This is a genomic window from Pseudomonas sp. LS-2, assembly GCF_003605735.1.
Lineage (GTDB): Bacteria > Pseudomonadota > Gammaproteobacteria > Pseudomonadales > Pseudomonadaceae > Aquipseudomonas.
This window is the reverse complement of record NZ_QXTJ01000015.1, coordinates 207,594-227,496: the sequence shown is the minus strand read 5'-3', so window position 1 is coordinate 227,496 and position 19,903 is coordinate 207,594. Positions and strand designations below refer to the sequence as shown.

The 19,903-nt window shown below is 56.6% G+C and carries 20 protein-coding genes, 2 tRNA genes and 1 pseudogene; 16 read left to right on the top strand and 7 right to left on the bottom strand.

The genetic code is table 11. The features are described from left to right. Positions 1-49 precede the first annotated feature (49 nt). Together D3M70_RS09360 and D3M70_RS09355 are read right to left on the bottom strand one after the other, a co-directional pair. Positions 50-126: transfer RNA gene (locus tag D3M70_RS09360), tRNA-Met, on the bottom strand. A 250-nt stretch (positions 127-376) separates the two neighbouring features. Then, a tRNA-Met gene (locus D3M70_RS09355) sits at positions 377-453 on the bottom strand. 243 nt (positions 454-696) lie between these two features. Here D3M70_RS09355 and dinB point away from each other — a divergent pair. Next, positions 697-1,755, top strand: a complete 1,059-nt coding sequence (gene dinB, locus D3M70_RS09350) for a DNA polymerase IV (protein ID WP_120125490.1) — start codon at positions 697-699, stop codon at positions 1,753-1,755. 8 nt (positions 1,756-1,763) lie between these two features. Here the strand turns inward: dinB and D3M70_RS09345 are convergent, their stop codons facing one another. From D3M70_RS09345 to D3M70_RS09335, 3 genes are all read right to left on the bottom strand, one after another. Then, the gene (locus D3M70_RS09345) at positions 1,764-2,720 is read right to left on the bottom strand and encodes a hypothetical protein (RefSeq protein ID WP_120125489.1); all 957 of its coding nucleotides are present in this window, start codon (positions 2,718-2,720) and stop codon (positions 1,764-1,766) included. 84 nt (positions 2,721-2,804) lie between these two features. Then, complete coding sequence (locus D3M70_RS09340; protein ID WP_120125488.1) at positions 2,805-4,520, bottom strand: proline--tRNA ligase; 1,716 nt, start codon at positions 4,518-4,520, stop codon at positions 2,805-2,807. A gap of 174 nt (positions 4,521-4,694) precedes the next feature. Further along, complete coding sequence (locus tag D3M70_RS09335; protein ID WP_120125487.1) at positions 4,695-6,017, bottom strand: OprD family porin; 1,323 nt, start codon at positions 6,015-6,017, stop codon at positions 4,695-4,697. Between the two features lie 1,002 nt (positions 6,018-7,019). On the opposite strand from D3M70_RS09335, the gene D3M70_RS09330 reads away from it, so the two are divergent. After that, entirely contained in the window at positions 7,020-7,451 is a 432-nt protein-coding gene (locus D3M70_RS09330; RefSeq protein WP_120125486.1) for an HIT domain-containing protein, read from the top strand. Continuing rightward, on the top strand, positions 7,448-7,654 hold the full coding sequence (locus tag D3M70_RS09325; RefSeq protein ID WP_120125485.1) for a SlyX family protein: 207 nt from the start codon (positions 7,448-7,450) through the stop codon (positions 7,652-7,654). Before D3M70_RS09330 ends, D3M70_RS09325 begins: the two co-directional genes overlap by 4 nt. A 50-nt stretch (positions 7,655-7,704) precedes the next feature. Here the strand turns inward: D3M70_RS09325 and D3M70_RS34125 are convergent, their stop codons facing one another. Together D3M70_RS34125 and D3M70_RS34120 are read right to left on the bottom strand one after the other, a co-directional pair. Then, positions 7,705-7,926 carry a cold-shock protein gene (locus D3M70_RS34125; protein WP_218568412.1) on the bottom strand — a complete coding sequence of 74 codons (222 nt, stop codon included), beginning with the start codon at positions 7,924-7,926 and terminating at the stop codon, positions 7,705-7,707. A gap of 60 nt (positions 7,927-7,986) precedes the next feature. Then, positions 7,987-8,310: pseudogene (locus tag D3M70_RS34120) on the bottom strand (cold shock domain-containing protein membrane protein); the annotation flags it as partial. A 461-nt stretch (positions 8,311-8,771) separates the two neighbouring features. Between D3M70_RS34120 and D3M70_RS09315 the strand changes: the two are divergent. From D3M70_RS09315 to D3M70_RS09255, 13 genes are all read left to right on the top strand, one after another. After that, positions 8,772-9,245 carry a Dps family protein gene (locus tag D3M70_RS09315; protein WP_120125483.1) on the top strand — a complete coding sequence of 158 codons (474 nt, stop codon included), beginning with the start codon at positions 8,772-8,774 and terminating at the stop codon, positions 9,243-9,245. Positions 9,246-9,663: 418 nt separating this feature from the next. Next, positions 9,664-10,005 (top strand): ribbon-helix-helix domain-containing protein, encoded by a 342-nt coding sequence (locus D3M70_RS09310; protein ID WP_120125482.1) that lies wholly within the window; start codon positions 9,664-9,666, stop codon positions 10,003-10,005. 281 nt (positions 10,006-10,286) lie between these two features. After that, a complete protein-coding gene (gene aspS / locus D3M70_RS09305) occupies positions 10,287-12,062 on the top strand; it encodes an aspartate--tRNA ligase (protein ID WP_120125481.1) in 1,776 nt (591 codons plus the stop codon). 127 nt (positions 12,063-12,189) lie between these two features. After that, positions 12,190-12,936 carry a YebC/PmpR family DNA-binding transcriptional regulator gene (locus D3M70_RS09300; protein ID WP_120125480.1) on the top strand — a complete coding sequence of 249 codons (747 nt, stop codon included), beginning with the start codon at positions 12,190-12,192 and terminating at the stop codon, positions 12,934-12,936. Between the two features lie 126 nt (positions 12,937-13,062). After that, positions 13,063-13,587, top strand: coding sequence for a crossover junction endodeoxyribonuclease RuvC (gene ruvC / locus D3M70_RS09295; RefSeq protein WP_120125479.1), 525 nt, complete (start codon positions 13,063-13,065; stop codon positions 13,585-13,587). A 114-nt stretch (positions 13,588-13,701) separates the two neighbouring features. Beyond that, complete coding sequence (ruvA, locus tag D3M70_RS09290) at positions 13,702-14,310, top strand: Holliday junction branch migration protein RuvA (RefSeq protein ID WP_120125478.1); 609 nt, start codon at positions 13,702-13,704, stop codon at positions 14,308-14,310. Further along, the gene (gene ruvB / locus D3M70_RS09285) at positions 14,311-15,366 is read left to right on the top strand and encodes a Holliday junction branch migration DNA helicase RuvB (RefSeq protein ID WP_120125477.1); all 1,056 of its coding nucleotides are present in this window, start codon (positions 14,311-14,313) and stop codon (positions 15,364-15,366) included. 138 nt (positions 15,367-15,504) lie between these two features. Next, positions 15,505-15,975: a tol-pal system-associated acyl-CoA thioesterase gene (gene ybgC, locus D3M70_RS09280; RefSeq protein ID WP_120125476.1), complete on the top strand. Its 471-nt coding sequence runs from the start codon at positions 15,505-15,507 to the stop codon at positions 15,973-15,975. After that, a complete protein-coding gene (tolQ, locus tag D3M70_RS09275; protein ID WP_081565917.1) occupies positions 15,965-16,660 on the top strand; it encodes a protein TolQ in 696 nt (231 codons plus the stop codon). Before ybgC ends, tolQ begins: the two co-directional genes overlap by 11 nt. A gap of 14 nt (positions 16,661-16,674) precedes the next feature. Continuing rightward, the gene (tolR, locus tag D3M70_RS09270) at positions 16,675-17,139 is read left to right on the top strand and encodes a protein TolR (RefSeq protein ID WP_062382730.1); all 465 of its coding nucleotides are present in this window, start codon (positions 16,675-16,677) and stop codon (positions 17,137-17,139) included. Continuing rightward, positions 17,139-18,209 (top strand): cell envelope integrity protein TolA, encoded by a 1,071-nt coding sequence (tolA, locus tag D3M70_RS09265; RefSeq protein WP_120125475.1) that lies wholly within the window; start codon positions 17,139-17,141, stop codon positions 18,207-18,209. Before tolR ends, tolA begins: the two co-directional genes overlap by 1 nt. After that, a complete protein-coding gene (gene tolB, locus D3M70_RS09260) occupies positions 18,206-19,507 on the top strand; it encodes a Tol-Pal system beta propeller repeat protein TolB (protein ID WP_120125474.1) in 1,302 nt (433 codons plus the stop codon). Before tolA ends, tolB begins: the two co-directional genes overlap by 4 nt. A gap of 52 nt (positions 19,508-19,559) precedes the next feature. Next, on the top strand, positions 19,560-19,903 hold a 344-nt coding region (locus tag D3M70_RS09255), incomplete at its 3' end, for an OmpA family protein (RefSeq protein WP_256659801.1).

Here is a 19,903-nt window from a genome sequence, read left to right as displayed (position 1 = left end):
TCGTCGGGGCAAAAAAAAGGCCACTCTTTCGAGTAGCCTTTTTTGATGTTGGTTGCGGGAGCCGGATTTGAACCGACGACCTTCGGGTTATGAGCCCGACGAGCTACCAGACTGCTCCATCCCGCGTCTGTGTGGCGGCATTCTACAGTCGAACGACGAGGTGTCAACCTTTAATGCTCGAGATCGACAAATTAACCGCATTCGTTGTATTGGTACGCCTAAGTAGCAGTCCGACAAGGCTTTTATCGCGACAGGCACCTATCGGCAGGTGGCCATCATCGGCGAGCAGTGTTTCAGTTGTATTAAAGGCGAAGAACGGCAGGAAAACAGGCGCGCACAAAAAAGGCCACTCTATCGAGTAGCCTTTTTTGATGTTTGGTTGCGGGAGCCGGATTTGAACCGACGACCTTCGGGTTATGAGCCCGACGAGCTACCAGACTGCTCCATCCCGCGTCTGTGTGGCGGCATTCTACAGAGGAACGCAGGACTGTCAAGCATTCGCCGGAAAAAAGTGCTTTTTCTTCAAAAGGTTAGCGGCTGATAAGGGCTTCAAAGCAGCGCGAGGGCTTGCCGCACGGGCCTGACAGGGCGGTCAGGTTATTTGCTTGTGCATTCTGCAAGACCATTTGCCGTAGTGAGTGTCAGACCCTTACGTGAGTGAGATACTGCGCGACCCGATTCCTACGACCGTCCGTTATGCCGCAGCGCAAAATCATCCATATCGACTGTGACTGCTTCTACGCCGCCATCGAGATGCGCGACGACCCGCGCCTGGCAGGCAAGCCACTGGCCGTGGGTGGTTCGGCGGATCGTCGCGGGGTCATCGCTACTTGCAACTACGAAGCTCGCGCCTATGGAGTTCGTTCGGCAATGTCATCGCGACACGCATTGTCTCTGTGCCCGGACCTGACCATCGTCAAGCCGCGGATGGATGCCTATAAAGAAGCCTCAAAGGAGATTCACACGATCTTTCGCGATTACACCGATCTGATCGAGCCGTTGTCGCTCGATGAGGCCTATCTCGATGTTTCCGAATGCGGCCATTTCTCCGGAAGTGCCACGCGCATCGCGCAGGACATCCGCAGGCGTGTGTCCAGTCAGTTGCACATTACGGTGTCGGCGGGCGTGGCGCCCAACAAGTTTCTGGCCAAGATCGCCAGCGACTGGAGAAAGCCAAATGGCCTTTTCGTGATCACACCGGACCAAGTGGAGGACTTCGTCGCCGAGCTTCCCGTTTCCAAGCTGCATGGCGTGGGTAAGGTGACGGCTGACAAGCTTGGGCGGCAGGGCATCATCAGTTGTGCAGATCTGCGTGGCTGGAGCAAATTATCACTGGTACGTGAGTTCGGCTCATTCGGGGAGCGGCTTTGGCACCTGGCCCATGGAATCGACGATCGCCCGGTGCAGAATGACAGTCGTCGTCAGTCGGTCAGCGTGGAGAACACCTATGACGCCGATCTGCCTGATCTGGCGAGTTGCCTGGAAAAGTTGCCGGCGCTTCTTGAGACCCTCAATGGTCGCATCGCGCGCATCGATACGCTCTACCGGCCGGGAAAGCCATTCGTGAAGGTGAAGTTCCACGATTTTACCCAGACGACGCTCGAGCAGGCGGGTGCCGGCCGGGATCTGGGGAGTTACGAGCAATTGCTCACCCAGGCATTCGCACGCGGTGGTAAACCGGTGCGATTGCTCGGGATAGGCGTGCGCTTGCATGATCTGCGCGCCACCCACGAACAGCTTCAGCTGTTCAACTGATCGAATCGCTATTCGCTGCCGACAGGAACGGCAACCAGACGGCCAGCATCCTTGGCCAGCGAGCGCAGAAATTCATGCTGCAGTTGGGGGTCGTTTCGGGTCATTTCGATCAGGGATTGTTCAAGATCGCTGGCCTCTTCTTCCAGGCCCAGTTCCGACAGACGTTTGACCCGGTGTACCCACTGGCTGACTTCATCGTCTTCAAGATCGTCGTAGATCAGGTCGTGAGCCTCCAGCAGCTTGCCGCGTAACGACTTGCTCAGTGGCAGGATGGCGGTCGCCTGCACATTGCTCTGTTCATCCTCTACTTTCAGGCCCAACTGGGTGATGTGGCTCAGGTCCTGCTCAGCGAACGGGCTGTCCAGCAAGTTGATGCGTAGCACGCCACTGCGGTCAGTGGTCAGCTCACTGGTGTCCTTGCCTGTCTTGATTTCAACCGGACTTTCGCTCCACGGCAGACTGGAGTGCTCGACGCGGTGATCGCGCTGCGTCTCGTCGATACCGGCCAGATTCTGTTGAGCACGTCCGTGGGACGGGGCGTTCATGAACGGGTTGATGCCCGCAATCCCGTAAGCGAGCCAGTCCTTCGTGACACTGTCGGGCAGGCTGCCAAAGGTCAGTACGTTGACGACATTGGCACCGACACCCGCGACGATGGCGACGGCTCCAAGGGGAATCTCGTAGATTTCGCGCCATGGCTGATAGGGTGTATAGCGATCGTAATGACGAGTGACATCATATTCGGTGATATCGAAAGTTTTCAGCTCGTGGATACGGACCCGACGTTGCGGCAATTCAAGGGTCCTGGGTTCGCCGACGTCGATTTGAAAACTGTGATCGAGCAGTTTGCGATCGATTCGCTCTTCATGCTCGCTGCGTTGAGACAGATGATTGGCGCAACCACTGACGAACAGACTGCCGCACAACACGGCGCCTGCGAGGCTTGAGGAACTTCGCTTGAACATGAGATCTCTTGGTGCAGGTAAGGCCTGACTCAGGCAATACAGGTCTGAAAAGGCGCACCCGCCAGAAGCGGGTGCGCCATCGACTCAGCGCTTGATCCGATCTTTGATGAAGGACAGTACGTCGGCAACCGGCAAGGCCTGAGCTTCAGACTCGGTGCGGCTCTTGTACTCCAGATTGCCTTCTGCCAGGCCGCGGTCACTGACCACGATGCGATGCGGAATGCCGATCAGCTCCATGTCCGCGAACTTGATGCCCGGGCTGGTTTTCTTGTCGCGATCGTCCAGCAATACTTCGAAACCGGCAGCGGTCAGCTCTGCGTACAGTTTGTCAGTGGCTTCGCGAACCGCGTCGGTTTCGTAGCGCAGCGGTACGAGGGCGATCTGAAACGGCGCCAGTGCGTCACTCCAGATAATGCCGTTGTCATCGTTGTTCTGCTCGATGGCAGCAGCGACCACGCGGGACACGCCGATGCCGTAGCAGCCCATGGCCAAGGTCACAGGCTTGCCATTCTCACCCAGCACCTGGCATTTCATCGCATCGCTGTACTTGGTGCCCAGCTGGAAGATGTGGCCGACTTCGATACCGCGCTTGATGATGACGTTGCCTTGGCCATCCGGGCTTGGGTCGCCTTCGACGACATTACGCAGGTCGGCGACCTCCGGCACTGGCAGGTCACGCTCCCAGTTCACGCCAAAGTAGTGCTTGTCGTCGATGTTGGCGCCGATGCCAAAGTCGCTCATCAGTTCGACCGAGCGGTCGATGATGCAAGGCAGTGGCAGATTCAGCGGGCCGAGAGAACCGGCGCCCGCGCCAATGGCTGCGCGCAGCTCGGCTTCGCTCGCCATGACCAGGGGGCTGGCAACCAGCGGATGGTTGGATGCCTTGATTTCGTTGAGTTCGTGGTCGCCACGAATGATCAGCGCAATCAACTTGCCTTCTTCAGCGGCATGAACCACCAGCGTCTTGACCGTTTTCTCGATCGCCAGGCCGAATTGCTCGACCAGTGCCGCGATGGTCTTGGCGTTTGGTGTGTCGACCAGGCGCAGCTCTTCGGTCGCGGCGCCACGGGATTTCTCCCGTGGAATCGCTTCGGCCTTTTCAATGTTGGCGGCGTAATCGGACGTATCGCTGAACACGATATCGTCTTCGCCGGACTCGGCCAGTACGTGGAACTCATGGGAGCCCGCGCCACCGATGGAACCGTTGTCAGCCACCACCGGGCGGAAGTTCAGGCCCAGGCGAGTGAAGACATTGCAGTACGCCTGATGCATGCGGTCGTAGGTTTCCTGCAGGGAATCCTGGGTCGCATGGAAGGAGTAGGCGTCTTTCATGATGAATTCGCGGCCACGCATCAAGCCGAAGCGTGGGCGAATCTCGTCACGGAATTTGGTCTGGATCTGATACATGTTGATGGGCAGCTGTTTGTAGCTGCTCAACTCGTTGCGCGCCAGATCGGTAATGACTTCTTCGTGGGTGGGGCCTGCGCAGAAATCACGATCATGACGGTCTTTCAGGCGCAGCAGCTCAGGGCCGTACTGCTCCCAGCGCCCGGACTCCTGCCACAGTTCCGCAGGCTGGATACCGGGCATCAATACTTCCAGTGCACCTGCTGCGTTCATTTCTTCGCGAACGACGGCTTCGACCTTGCGCAGAACCCGCAGGCCCATCGGCAGCCAGGTATAGAGACCGGAAGCAAGCTTGCGAATCATGCCGGCACGAAGCATCAGCTGATGGCTGATCACGACCGCATCGTTTGGCGTTTCTTTTTGTGTGGCGAGCAAATATTGACTGGTACGCATGGTCGGCCGTTGTCGGTTGCTGTGACTGGGAAATGACCTGGCATTGTACGGTGGTGATACGGTCGAGTACAGGGCGGGCGGGCTTTAGGCACGTCCGGTTTACGATTGCGCCGATAACGAAAAAGCCCGGCACTGGGCCGGGCTCTTCTTGTTCAGTAATGAATTACAGCGTAATCACAGAACCGAGATCGGGTAGTCAACGATCAGACGGAATTCGTTGACATCGCCTTCGCCCTCGTCCGTGTTGGCACGGTGGAACGCTTGACGGATGCGGAACGACAGGTCTTTCGCCGGGCCAGTCTGAACAACGTATTTAGCTTCAACGTTGGTCTCGTGGTGGCTACCATCAGCACCGTACAGACCGGTGTAGGTGCTGTTCGATGGAGTGTGGGTGCCGTCGATGTCGGTACCGCTGATGTAACGCGCCATGAAACTCAGACCAGGTACGCCGTACGGAGCCATGTTCAGGTCGTAGCGAGCCTGCCAGGATTTCTCGCCAGGACCGTTGAAGTCAGAGTACTGGATGGAGTTGGCCAGGAAGATCGAGTCGCCACCGCGGTTGTTGTCGCCGATACCGATGTAGTCGAACGGTGTATCACCGTTAACTTTCTGGAAGGCCAGGGTCACGGTATGTGCAGCCAGGAACGAGTACGCTGCAGACAGGGAGAAGGCGTTGTTGCTGATGTCGCCTGCTTTCTTGCTGCCAGTGTCCTGGGTGTTGTAGTAGTTGACGTCAAACGCCAGAGCCTGGTCGTCGGTCAATGGCAGTGCGTAGTTCACGTTGCCATAGTACTGGTTCCAGACGTCTTCCAGTTTCGAGTAATAGAAACCAACGCCGAGGTTGTCGGTGATCGAGTACTTACCGCCGCCGTAGGTAGCGGACTTGGAAGTCACACCAGCGTAGGTTGCCCAGATGTCGCCGTTACGGTTGGTTTCGTCCTGGCTGGTGCCGGAAGTGAAGCGACCTGCTTCAACGTCCAGACCCTTGATCTCGCTGCTCTGCAAAGTCACGCCGGTAGCAGTTTGTGGCAACAGGCGGGAACCGCCGACTGCGAAAACCGGGTTTTGCGGCTGCATGTCGCCGATTTTCAGTTCGGTTTTCGATACGCGGAACTTAACAGCGCCACCGGCTTTGCCAAAGCTGTCTTCGTTTTTGCCTTGGCTGTCGGTAACCAGGTTGCCCGAACCTGAGTATTTGTCGGAGCCGTCCAGCTTGAAGCCGGCGTAACCGAACGCATCTACGCCCACGCCGATCAGGCCTTGAGTGTAACCGGAGCTATAGTTAGCCCAGAAACCTTGAGTCCAGTCTTTGTCGTCTACAGCACCGTTTTTCTTGTCACGGTTGTAGTAGTAGTTGCGGGCTTTGACGTCCAGCTTGCTACCTTCCACAAAACCAGTTGCTTCGGACTGGTCGCTCACGAATGCCGCAGCCGATGCCAATTGGGTGCTGGCCGCAGTAACTGCCAGTGCGATTGCGCTCCACTTCATCACTCTCATCGTGACTTTGCTCCTTTGGTTTTAAGAAGAGTACTGCCGTCCACCTGTTTTTTTATCTGGGCGGCTCTTTCTTTTTGGTGTCGGCGAAACTTATAGCACGCTGACATTATTGGCGATAGTTACTAACCTATCCTTTCAATTTCTTTACGGCGATGTCGCAAAACAGCCCTGTCCATGTCGCTACTGAACAGCTCCACATCAATAGACGCCTAACTACCGCAGTACTTTTCGACGAACTGGATTTTATCCGCAAGGATCTGGATCCAGCCATTCCGAACGCCCCCAGGAGCTTGCTCGCCATTTTTTACGTTTCGACCGCTGCCCAGGTCTATGCCCGTGCTTCTCGATCCTGTGTGTGACAAAGCAACAACCGTGCACAAAGTTCCCACGGCTGGTAAAAAAATCTGCGCTGGTAGGTAAATACCTGTCTGTTCAACCCTAACCCTATGTTTATAAAGGGTAAAAAAAATAAAATAAATTGCTTGTGAGGACCTGACTGGATGAGGTTACCGCTTGAAAGTGTCACTGACGTTACCTGTTACAGACAGGAAGTGGGTAAATCACGGATAGGTAGGGTTCCTGGGTATCTGCAATGTGAGTCGTTTTGGTGCGCAGACGTTGTTTTTTGCATGAAATTGGGACGTGCGTTCCTGTGAGGTTCGGGCGCCTGACTCAGGAGTCAACGCGTTGTGTCGCGAACATCATGCAAACCCTTGAGACAGAAGAGCTGCAGCGATTATATCGGTATGTTTCCGCCGCCGGCAGTCGCTCAGTTCGATGCGTCATGTCAGTGCGCCCCCCGGTCCGTCGAGCCCTGCTGGTGCGCCGCGGGTCACCAGCACTGTTCGCCTATCAACAGCGGTTGAGCAAACTGCCCCCCCGAGGGCGGTAATCCACGTGATTCTCGCTGCTGGCCCGAGTATCCTTCTCGCAGAATGCTTAAAGTGCTGAGACGGCCACATCCGTCGATGCACATCATCTACAACCGGTCAGGAGTTATCAGTGTTCGTTTTGGATCAGCGCTTGTTGCAGGACACGGTCCCCGTGGGCGACTTTCCATTGTCCCGCCTGTTGTTGTCGAATGACTCACAGTATCCGTGGTTCATCCTGGTCCCACGCAGGGCGGATATAAGCGAAGTATTCCAGTTGTCCGAGGCTGACCAGGCGCAACTGTGGAGCGAAACGAACTCCCTGTCGCAGACGCTGCAGCGGTTGTTCAATGCTGACAAGATGAATGTGGCAGCGTTGGGGAACGTCGTCAGTCAGTTGCACATGCATGTGATCGTTCGTCACAAGACCGACGTGGCATGGCCAGCTCCAGTCTGGGGCAAGCATCCCGCGGTGCCTTATTCAACGGATCAATCGGCGGCGATCATTGCTCGTCTGAAAGACGTGCTTTTAGACGATTTCACTTTCGTGGAGGGGCAGGTATGAGCCTGGACGAACGGGTCATGGAGCTGGAAAGTCGTCTGGCATTTCAGGACGACACTATTCAAGCGCTCAATGACGTGTTGGTAGCTCAGCAGCGAAGCCTGGACCGAATGCAGTTGCAAATGGCTGCGCTGGTCAAGCGTCAGGAGGAAATGGGCGGGCAGTTTGAAACACTTGAGGAGGAAGCTCCTCCGCCGCATTACTGATGCCTGTTGGTTAAAAAAACCGCGCCCTGGAGCGCGGTTTTTTATAGTGCCTAGCGCCGAGGGAGGGCGGCGATCACGTCTTCCGCTTGAAGTCCCTTGTCGCGATTCATGACGGAGAATTCAACACGCTGGCCTTCGACCAGTACGCGGTGACCCTCGCCGCGAATTGCACGGAAATGCACGAAGATGTCGTCCCCCGAGTCGCGTGAAATAAAGCCGAAGCCCTTCGAGGTATTGAACCACTTCACGGTGCCGGTATCGCGTTGGCCCAATTCATGCGGCAGCGAGGCGGCCGATGGGGTGTGTCTATAAAAGCTGACCCCCAGATGAACGGCGACTGCGATGACCACCGCGAGGAGGCTGACCAGAACCGCGGGTTGACCTGCAATAGTTTCAAGTGGGACGAGCAGGGTGAGAACTTGCAGAACGACGGCCAGAACCAGCAATGCGCTGACCAGGTTTTGCAGCTGATGACGCGGACCCTTGTTCCAGTATGGGATTACGGGGGCAAGCACCAGATTGATCAGGCCGAAGAATGCCAGATACAGCGCATCAGGTTGAGACAGGTAAGAAGACAATGCTTCACTACGCAGGCTAGGTATGAATGAAAGCAGCAGGGCAGCTGCGCCCGTTAGCAAGTGGACTATTTTCAACATTTTGATGGCTCACGTTTAAGATGGATCGCAAAGGAAATAGCTGGAAACGTTCGGTACGCTTCTGAAAAAGGAAAGCGAGACCCACGACCGTCGAACCAGCCTATGCGCTACAGCCTGTTGGCACGTCAGTAGCGACACATCCGTATTTAACAGCAAAGCCGAGAGCTACTCAAATCAAGCGCTTAGCGCCGACGATCGAAGCTGATGCTGGCGATTTGGCTCGCATTCAGAGGGGAAGGGCAAAGGCTTGTTCCAGAGCCATCAGTCGCGTTGGATACGGCTGATTGTGATCGGTGGTTGCCTTCCAGTTTTGAGCATTCATGCCTGGTCTGCATCCAGCATGCGCGATCCAGAGCCGTTGATAGCGGACAAATACCGACAGGTGGCTGCGCGGCGGCTCCCGCCTTGCTAGAGTGGCTGGCAGTTGCATTGGAAAAATCGTCATTTAAAGAGGATGAAGCATGGCAATCGATATCGGCATCAGCGAAGAAGATCGCAAGTCCATCGTGGACGGTCTCTCCCGCCTGCTGGCAGATACCTACGTGTTGTATCTGAAAACCCATAACTTTCACTGGAACGTCACAGGGCCGATGTTTCGAACCCTGCACCTGATGTTCGAAGAGCAGTACAACGAACTGGCGCTGGCCGTCGACTCCATCGCCGAGCGTATTCGTGCTTTGGGTTTCCCTGCTCCGGGCACCTATTCTACCTACGCTCGACTCTCGTCTATCAAGGAGGAGGAAGGCGTTCCAGCAGCTGAAGACATGATCCGTTCGCTCGTTCAGGGGCAGGAAGCCGTCGCACGCACTGCTCGCAGCATTTTCCCTCTGCTGGATAAAGTCAGTGACGAACCGACTGCAGACCTGCTGACCCAGCGCATGCAGGTCCACGAAAAAACGGCCTGGATGCTGCGGGCGATGCTTGAAGGCAAATAATTGCCGGTGTGAGCGGTACACAGTGCCGCTCACACGTTAAAAAAATCCCTTGTGCTCTATTTGAATCATCAGTCATTGGAAAGCTAAATAACGCATACTTTTGCGCGAGAATTCCAAATGACTTTAAGTGCTGAAGCGTTTAAGCCAATTTATATTGTCATGCTAATTGAGCGATTCTAGTTCTCTCTGGTTTCGGTGTTAAACATGGGAAAAATATATATTTACCACCTTTAATGATCTTGTTTGTTTTCAAGCATTGTTTCTCAAAAATCGCCTTGTAATAGTGGCGATGTCCTACGCCCCCTGAGTATTGCTTCTACTGGCTAAGCCTCGATGAATAGGGCTTGATAGGCGTGCTGTGTATTTAATTTCAAATGTTTCCAACGATGAGTTGAGGAACTGCATCCAAGGGGTATTCATGGGTCAAAATACTGCACGAGACGTCAGGGATGTGCATCGATGTCTTAAAATTCAGAATCATCCTTTTATCGAGAATTTCAATATGGACCTGGCGCAGCCGCATTCGCGCTCGGTGAGGCTCAATGGTCTGGCGACATGCCTGCGGCTGGAGGAGGTGTACTGGAACATACTGTCGGAAATCGCAAGTTGCAATGGCTGTTCTATCAATGCGGTGTTGTCCTACGTTGATCGGGAAGTGCACCTGCGCTATGGCGGGGTAAAGAACTTCAGCGGTTTGATTCGCGTGGTGTGTGTGGCTCATCTGTTGAAAACCGAGGGCTTCCAGCTGTCCTCCGCCTGATTCCGGCAATACCCCCATTTCAGCGGGCTCGCTTCGTGCGGGCCCGCGTTCGGCCAAGGTCGTTCGGGAGCGGCAATCGCCCGCTCCGGATGACTTCTTTATCGGTATTGGCCCGCGCGGCTGCACAGCCTTGATTAACCCTATATAATCCCCCGCCTTACTATGGAAGGCAGGGACTGACCATCGGGTTGGACTGCATGCCAAGGCTCCTGCACCATTGCGCACTGGCGACGGGCGAGAGCTCCACCGAATTCCGAATTACGAGAAGTGAACACACGATCATGATGCGCAGCCATTATTGCGGCCAACTGAACGAAAGCCTGGAAGGTCAGGAAATTACCCTTTGCGGATGGGTCCACCGCCGTCGCGACCACGGGGGAGTGATTTTCCTCGATATCCGCGATCGTGAAGGTCTGGCTCAGGTGGTGTTCGATCCTGATCGCGCTGATACATTCGCCATCGCTGACCGCGTTCGCAGCGAATACGTCGTCAAGCTGACCGGCAAGGTTCGCGCCCGTCCGGCCGGCGCTGTCAACCCGAACATGGCGTCCGGCGCCATCGAAGTTCTGGGTTACGAGCTTGAGGTTCTCAATGAGTCGGAAACGCCTCCGTTCCCGCTGAACGAGTATTCCGACGTCGGCGAAGAAACCCGTTTGCGCTATCGCTTCATCGACCTGCGTCGCCCGGAAATGGCCGAAAAGCTGCGCCTGCGCTCACGCATCACGTCCAGCATCCGTGGCTTCCTCGATGGCAACGGCTTCCTGGACGTCGAAACGCCAATCCTGACGCGCGCCACTCCTGAGGGGGCTCGCGACTACCTGGTGCCAAGCCGCACTCACGCGGGCAGCTTCTTCGCCCTGCCGCAATCGCCACAGCTGTTCAAGCAACTGCTGATGGTCGCCGGCTTTGACCGGTACTACCAGATCGCCAAATGCTTCCGTGACGAAGACCTGCGTGCCGACCGTCAGCCTGAGTTCACTCAGATCGACATCGAAACCAGCTTCCTCAACGAATCCGACATCATGGGTCTCACCGAGAGCATGATTCGCAAGCTGTTCAAGGAAGTGCTGGACCTGGAATTCAGCGACTTCCCGCACATGACCTTCGAAGAGGCCATGCGCCGTTACGGTTCCGACAAGCCTGACTTGCGTAACCCGCTGGAACTGGTTGACGTTGCCGACCAGTTGAAAGATGTTGAATTCAAAGTGTTCAGCGGTCCTGCCAACGACCCGAAATGCCGCGTGACCGCATTGCGCGTTCCCGGTGGCGCAACCATGCCGCGCAGCAAGATCGACGACTACACCAAGTTCGTTGGCATCTACGGCGCCAAGGGCCTGGCTTACATCAAGGTCAACGAGCGCGCCAAGGGTGTCGAAGGCTTGCAGTCGCCTATCGTCAAGAACATCCCGGAAGCCAACCTGAACGTGATCCTGGATCGCGTCGGTGCGGTTGACGGCGACATCGTGTTCTTCGGTGCCGACAAGTTCAAGATCGTCAGCGAGGCGCTGGGTGCGCTGCGTATCAAGCTCGGTCATGACCTCAACCTGCTCACCTGCGAGTGGGCACCGATGTGGGTCGTTGACTTCCCGATGTTCGAAGAGAACGAAGATGGCAGCTTCACTGCGCTGCACCACCCGTTCACCGCGCCGAAGTGCACACCGGAAGAGCTCGAGGCCAACCCGGCCACCGCGCTGTCCCGTGCCTACGACATGGTACTCAACGGCACTGAGCTCGGCGGCGGCTCGATCCGTATCCATCGCAAGGAAATGCAGCAAGCGGTATTCCGTCTGCTGGGTATTTCCGAAGACGAGCAGCAAGAGAAGTTCGGCTTCCTGCTCGACGCACTGAAATACGGTGCTCCACCCCACGGTGGTCTGGCGTTCGGTCTGGATCGTCTGGTCATGCTGATGACTGGCGCCCAATCGATTCGTGAAGTCATTGCCTTCCCGAAAACCCAGAGCGCTGCTGACGTCATGACTCAGGCGCCGGGCCTGGTCGATGCAAAACAACTGCGTGAATTGCACATCCGCCTGCGCGAAACGCCAAAGGCCGAGTAATGAAAGGGCAGGGCGGATCATGCGGTTCGTCCTGATTCCCCCGCCCTGATCGGGCACGAATTCGAGTGAAGCGTCCCTGTTCGCCATATTGAGCGGGGCGTGAGTGTTTCAAGGTTTGGAGCGTGTTATGGCTGGTCATTCCAAGTGGGCGAACATCAAGCACCGCAAAGAGCGTCAGGATGCCAAGAAAGGCAAGATATTCACCAAGTGGATTCGTGAGCTGACCGTTGCTGCCCGTCAGGGCGGTGGTGACCCAGCTTCGAACCCGCGTCTGCGTCTGGCTCAGGACAAGGCGCTGGGCGCCAACATGAGTCGCGACATCATTGACCGGGCGATTGCACGCGGTGCTGGCGCTGCCGACGCCGACGACATGGTCGAGCTGGGTTATGAAGGCTACGGTCCTGGCGGCGTGGCGGTCATGGTCGAAACCATGACCGACAACCGCAATCGGACAGCTGCGGCAGTGCGTCATGCCTTCAGCAAGTGTGGCGGCAATCTTGGTACTGACGGGTCTGTTTCCTACCTGTTCGAGCGCAAGGGGCAGATTTCCTTTGCTCCAGGTGTCGATGAAGACGCACTGATGGAAGCGGCGATGGAGGCAGATGCCGATGACGTCGTCACTCACGAGGATGGCTCGATCGACGTTTTCACGTCTTTTGCCGGCTTCTACGCCGTGCGGAACGCGCTGGAGGCCGCAGGCTTTGTCGCGGCCGATGCCGAAATCGTGATGCAGCCGACGACCAGTGCGGTGCTGGATCTGGAAACGGCAGAAAAGGTACTCAAGCTGATCGACATGCTCGAGGATCTGGATGACGTGCAAAACGTTTATTCCAATGCGGAAATCCCGGATGAGGTGATGGAGCAGCTTGGCTGATCCTCAACCTGTTCTGGACTTGAGGCCGGAGGCACGGAGCGTTGACTCGATCAGCGCTATCGGCCTCCGGCTTCTGCCTTTATGCTGCGTTCAATCGTGCGCTTTACCTCTCAAGCTGCAGGCGTTATGACTCTTATTCTTGGTATCGATCCCGGTTCGCGAATTACCGGCTTTGGCGTGGTGCGTGATACCGGGCGTGGCTGCGAATACGTGGCTTCGGGCTGTATTCGTACGGGCAGTGGCTTGTTACACGAGCGTTTGCAGATTGTTTATCGCGGTGTGCGTGAGGTCATTCAGACCTATGGTCCGGTCACCATGGGCATCGAAAAGGTATTCATGGCCCGCAACGCCGATTCGGCGCTCAAGTTGGGGCAGGCGCGCGGGGCTGCGATCGTGGCCGCGGCAGAAGAAAGCCTGGAAATCGCTGAGTACACGGCGACTCAGGTCAAGCAGGCCGTTGCAGGGACAGGCGGGGCGAACAAGGATCAGGTGATGATGATGGTCATGCATCTGTTGAAACTGACCAAAAAGCCTCAGATAGACGCGTCGGACGCCCTGGCGATTGCCTTGTGCCATGCGCACACCCGCTCGAGTCTTATCCCGCATGGCCTGAACACCGCTCGCAGTCGTGGTGGTCGGCTGCGTCTCTGATAGCATCATTCGCTTATAAATTTTCACTTGCAGCTCACGTGAGTCCTGCAAACATGGCGACCAGGGCTCGGCCCGGTCCATCGCAGTGACGGGCTACTGGAAAGGATCTGATTCGTGATTGGACGTTTACGCGGAGCGTTGGTAGAGAAACAACCGCCGCACCTGGTGCTTGATGTCAACGGTGTGGGTTACGAAATCGAAGTGCCCATGACCACGCTTTATCGTCTGCCACATGTGGGCGATACGGTGACGCTGCACACCCACCTGGTGGTGCGGGAAGACGCCCATCTGCTGTTCGGTTTTTACGAGAAGCGTGATCGCGAGATGTTTCGCGAATTGATTCGACTCAATGGCGTGGGTCCCAAACTGGCGCTGGCCTTGATGTCGACCCTTGAGGTAGACGAGCTGGTGCGCTGCGTTCAGGCGCAGGATACGTCCGCGCTGACCCGTGTTCCGGGCGTGGGCAAAAAGACTGCCGAACGCCTGCTGGTCGAACTCAAGGATCGTTTCAAGGCCTGGGACGCATTGCCGGGCACGTTTACGCTGGTGTCCGAAGGTCCTGGCGCGCCGTTGCAGATCGCGACCGCCGAGTCCGATGCCATCAGCGCACTGGTTTCCCTGGGCTATAAGCCTCAGGAAGCCAGCAAGGCAATTACGGCCATCAAAGACAAGAACCTGAGCAGTGAAGATCTGATTCGCCGCGCACTGAAGGGGATGATGTAAGTGATCGAAGCAGACCGCCTGATTGCCGCCACCGGCCGTGATCGAGACGAGCAACTGGACCGTGCCATCCGGCCATTGAGTCTCGCCGATTACATCGGTCAGCCAACCGTCCGCGAGCAGATGGAGTTGTTCATCCAGGCTGCACGGGGGCGTAGCGAGGCACTGGATCACACCCTGATTTTCGGGCCGCCGGGGCTGGGCAAAACCACCCTGGCCAACATCATCGCGCAAGAAATGTCGGTGTCGATCAAGAGCACTTCGGGCCCGGTGCTCGAGCGACCGGGTGATCTGGCCGCAATTCTTACCAACCTTGAACCCCATGACGTGCTGTTCATCGACGAAATCCACCGTCTGTCGCCCATTGTCGAAGAGGTTTTGTACCCCGCGATGGAAGACTTTCAACTGGACATCATGATCGGCGAAGGCCCGGCTGCGCGCTCGATCAAGCTGGACCTGCCGCCCTTTACCCTCGTCGGGGCGACCACTCGCGCAGGTATGCTCACCAATCCGCTGCGTGACCGCTTCGGAATCGTCCAGCGTCTTGAGTTCTACAACACCGCCGACCTGGCGACGATCGTATCTCGATCCGCAGGCATTCTCGGGTTGCATATCGAGGATGAAGGCGCGTTTGAAATCGCCCGTCGGGCGCGTGGCACGCCGCGGATCGCGAACCGTCTGTTGCGTCGAGTGCGGGACTTCGCGGAGGTCCGGGCGCAAGGCCAGATCACCAAGGCCATCGCAGATCTGGCGCTGAATCTGCTGGATGTGGATGAGCGCGGTTTCGACCATCAGGACCGTCGTTTGCTGCTGACAATGATCGAGAAGTTCGATGGCGGCCCGGTGGGGGTCGACAACCTTGCGGCGGCAATCAGCGAAGAGCGCCATACGATCGAGGATGTGCTGGAACCCTATTTGATCCAGCAAGGCTATATGATGCGCACGCCGCGAGGACGCATGGTCACGCGGCACGCGTATCTGCACTTCGGCCTGAATATACCTTCACGAATGGGGGAGCGTCCGGTTTCGGACGAGCCGCTTGACAGTGGCGACGAATAAAAGCGGCATCGACCGATTTATTCGGGCGTTTGGTGGTCAGACGGCAGTCACGGCAATATGACCGCTTGCCGTGCAATGAAAAACGATGAAAAACAGTTGCCTGGCCGGATTGGCAACCCGAGGAGTAAGCACTAGAGTATGCGCGCGCAAAACGGGGCTCAGTCGTTCGCACATCGCTGTCGCGTTTATTACGAGGACACCGATGCTGGCGGCATCGTGTATTACGTCAATTACCTGAAATTCATGGAACGGGCTCGGACCGAGCGGTTGCGGGAATTGGGCTTCGCTCAATCCGCCATGGCCGGTGACGAGAACCTGTTGTTTGTCGTGCATTCCAGCGAGGCGCGGTACCACAAGCCAGCGAGGCTTGATGATGAGCTGCTGGTCAGCGCCGAAGTGATCGAATTGAACCGCGTTAGCCTGCGCTTTCAGCAAGAAGTCAGGCGGGCGGTGGATAATGTGCTGCTCTGTGAAGGGCAGTTTTTGGTGGCGTGTGTGCGCGCCGATAGTTTGAAACCCCGGGCCATTCCCGAAGCTCTGCGCGCGGCCTTTGCCGGCCAGAGCGGCGCGGGTACACATTCAGAGCAGGAGATACAGCGTGGAAGCTAACGTCGTCGACCATTCCTCCATGTGGAGTTTGGTCAGCAATGCCAGCGTGGTCGTTCAGTTGGTGATGCTGATCCTGGTGGCCGCATCGGTCACTTCGTGGATCATGATTTTTCAGCGCAGCTCCATGCTGCGCGCCGGGCGCCGTGCGCTGGACAGCTTCGAAGAGCGCTTCTGGTCAGGTATCGATCTGTCCAAGCTGTATCGTCAGGCTGGCAGCAATCCTGATCCGGATTCAGGCGTGGAGCAGATCTTCCGCGCAGGCTTCAAGGAATTCTCCCGTCTGCGTCAGCAGCCTGGCGTCGATCCTGATGCCGTCATGGAAGGTGTTGCCCGTGCCATGCGTGTCGCCATTTCCCGTGAAGAAGAAAAGCTCGAGCAAAGCCTGCCTTTCCTCGCGACCGTGGGTTCCACCAGCCCCTATGTCGGTCTGTTCGGTACCGTCTGGGGGATCATGAACTCCTTCCGTGGTCTGGCCACCGCTCAGCAGGCCACTCTGGCCACCGTCGCACCCGGCATTGCCGAAGCGCTGATCGCGACCGCCATCGGCCTGTTCGCAGCAATCCCTGCAGTAATCGCCTACAACCGTTTCGCTGCTCGTGGCGAGAACCTGATTGGCCGTTACTACACATTCGCCGACGAATTCCAGGCCATCCTGCACCGTAAAGTGCACACCAGCGAAGACTAAGCAGGTATTTCCCAATGGCTTTAATCGCTCGCGGCCGACGCAGCAAACGCAAGCCGGTCGCCGAAATGAACGTGGTGCCTTACATCGACGTGATGCTGGTACTGCTGGTCATCTTCATGGTGACCGCTCCGATGATTAACCAGGGCGTGAAAGTCGATCTGCCCAAGGTCTCCAGCGAGGCCTTGCCGCAGGACAACAACAATCAGGTCCTGACCATTTCGATCAAGGCTGACAAGACCTATTACTGGAACCTTGGCAGCGAAGTCGATACCGACAAGCAGATGGACAAGGCCATGACCTTGCCGCAACTGACCAGCGCCGTGACCAAGATCATTGCGGCAGGTCGTGAAGCCGGCAAGCAGACTCAGGTGTTCATCCGTGGCGACAAGACCGTCGATTACGGTGCCGTGATGGGCACGATGGGCGGGTTGCAGAAGGCCGGAGTCGGGAACGTTGGTCTGATTACCGAGGCGCCCTGATGCAGCCGATTCGAGAGCCGTCAGCCTCGGAAAGCTACTTCTGGCCCTCGGTCTGGGCTGTGGCGCTGCACGTCCTGATTTTCGGCCTGTTGTTCGTTAGCTTCGCAATGACGCCGGAGTTGCCGGAAGCCAAGCCGATCGTTCAGGCCACGCTTTATCAGTTGAAGTCTAAAAGTCAGGCGACTACCCAGACCAACCAGAAGCTCGCTGGCGAGGCGAAGAAATCCGCTGCGCGACAGACAGAAGTCGAGCAGATGGAGCAGAAAAAAGTTGAACAAGAGGCGATAAAGGCGGCGGAACAAAAGAAAGCCGATGCCGCTCAAAAAGCCGAAGAGCAAAAGGCTGAGGAAGCGAAGAAAGCGGATGAGGCCAAAAAGGCTGATGACGCGAAGAAAGCCGAGGCCAAGAAGGCGGACGACGCCAAGAAAGCCGCAGAAGAGAAACAATTGGCTGATATAGCCAAGAAGAAAGCCGAAGACGACGCGAAGAAGAAAGCCGAGGAAGACGCTAAACGCGCGGCCGCCGAAGAAGCCAAGAAACAGGCTGCCGAGGACGCGAAGAAGCAGGCTGCTGAAGACGCGAAGAAAAAGGCCGCCGAAGACGCGAAGAAAAAAGCGTCTGAGGATGCCAAGAAAAAGGCTGCTGACGACGCGAAGAAAAAGGCACAGGACGCTGCCCGTAAATCGGCGGAAGAGAAGAAGGCGCAGGCACTGGCCGATCTGCTTTCCGACAAACCCGAACGCCAACAGGCGTTGGCCGATGAGAAGGGTGACGAGGTTGCCGGCAGCTTCGATGACTTGATTCGCTCGCGAGCGGCGGAAGGTTGGGCACGTCCACCTTCAGCACGCAAGGGCATGACAGTCGTTTTGCAGATCGGCATGTTGCCGGACGGTACGGTTTCTTCGGTGACCGTAGCCAAATCCAGCGGCGATGGTCCTTTCGACAGTTCGGCAGTAGCAGCGGTCAAGAATATTGGTCGTTTGACAGAGATGCAGGGTATGAAACCTTCGGATTTCGCACCTTACCGTTCATTCAAGATGACATTCACACCTGAGGACCTAGCCTTGTGATTAACCTTCTTCGAGGATTGCTTGTCGTTCTTTGTTGCGCAGCGGGTTTCGCCGCTGCTGACGAAAAGAACATTCTGGTCACAAGCGGCAGTGACCGTGCCACGCCTATCGCAATCGTGCCGTTTGGCTTGCAGGGCGGCAGCGTATTGCCGGAAGACATGGCTTCGATCATCAGCAACGACATGCTGAACTCGGGCTATTACTCGCCGATTCCAAAGGAAAACATGATCAGCCAGCCTAGCCAGGCCAGCGAAGTCATCTTCCGCGACTGGAAAGCGCTGGGTGCGCAATACGTCATGGTCGGCAGCATCGCCCCCGCGGGCGGACGCCTGCAGGTTCAGTACGCACTGTTCAACGTAGCGACCGAACAGCAGGTTCTGACCGGCAATGTGTCGGGCACCACCGACCAGCTCCGGGACATGGCGCACTACATCGCTGACCAGTCTTTCGAGAAACTGACCGGCATCAAAGGTGCGTTCTCTACGCGCATGCTGTACGTCACTGCCGAACGTTTCGCCGCCAACAACACTCGTTACACGCTGCAGCGTTCGGATTACGACGGCGCCCGTGCAGTGACGTTGCTGCAATCGCGTGAGCCGATTCTCTCGCCTCGCTTCGCACCGGACGGCAAGCGCATCGCTTACGTTTCGTTCGAACAGAAACGTCCGCGCATTTTCGTTCAGCATATCGACACCGGTCGTCGTGAGCAGATCACCAACTTCGAAGGCCTGAACGGTGCGCCTGCATGGTCTCCGGATGGCAGCAAGCTGGCGATGGTTCTGTCGAAAGACGGCAACCCTGAAATTTATGTGATGAACCTGGCTTCGCGTCAGCTCTCGCGAGTCACGAATGATTCTTCCATCGATACCGAGCCCTTCTTCGGTAAAGACGGTTCGACCATTTACTTCACTTCCGATCGTGGTGGTAAACCACAGATCTATAAAACGAGCATTAATGGTGGCGGCGCCGAGCGAGTCACTTTCATTGGTAATTACAACGCCAACCCTAAGTTGTCGGCTGATGAAAAGACTCTGGTCATGATCCATCGTCAAGATGGTTTCACTAACTTCAAGGTGGCAGCTCAGGATTTGCAGCGCGGTAGCGTAAAAATCCTTACAGACAGCAACCTTGATGAGTCGCCTACTGTTGCGCCCAACGGCACCATGGTAATCTACGCCACCCGCCAGCAGGGCCGGGGAGTCTTGATGCTCGTGTCCATTAATGGACGCGTAAGGCTCCCGCTTCCTACCGCTCAAGGCGAAGTCAGAGAACCTTCCTGGTCCCCTTACCTGAACTGACGCGGCGCTTTACGTTTTACTTAACACACTGGGGTTCATTAGGAGTTTCACGATGGAAATGCTGAAGTTTGGTAAATTTGCTGCGCTGGCTCTGGCCATGGCTGTAGCTGTAGGTTGCTCGTCCAAAGGCGGCGACAATGCCGGTGAAGGCGCTGCTGTAGATCCAAACGCTGGTTACGGCGCAAACACGGGTGCCGTTGATGGCTCCCTGAGCGAAGAAGCTGCTCTGCGCGCAATCACCACTTTCTACTTCGAATACGACAGTTCTGACCTGAAACCAGAAGCCATGCGCGCTCTGGACGTTCACGCCAAGGACCTGAAAGCCAACGGCGCTCGCGTAGTTCTGGAAGGTAACACCGACGAACGCGGTACTCGCGAATACAACCTGGCACTGGG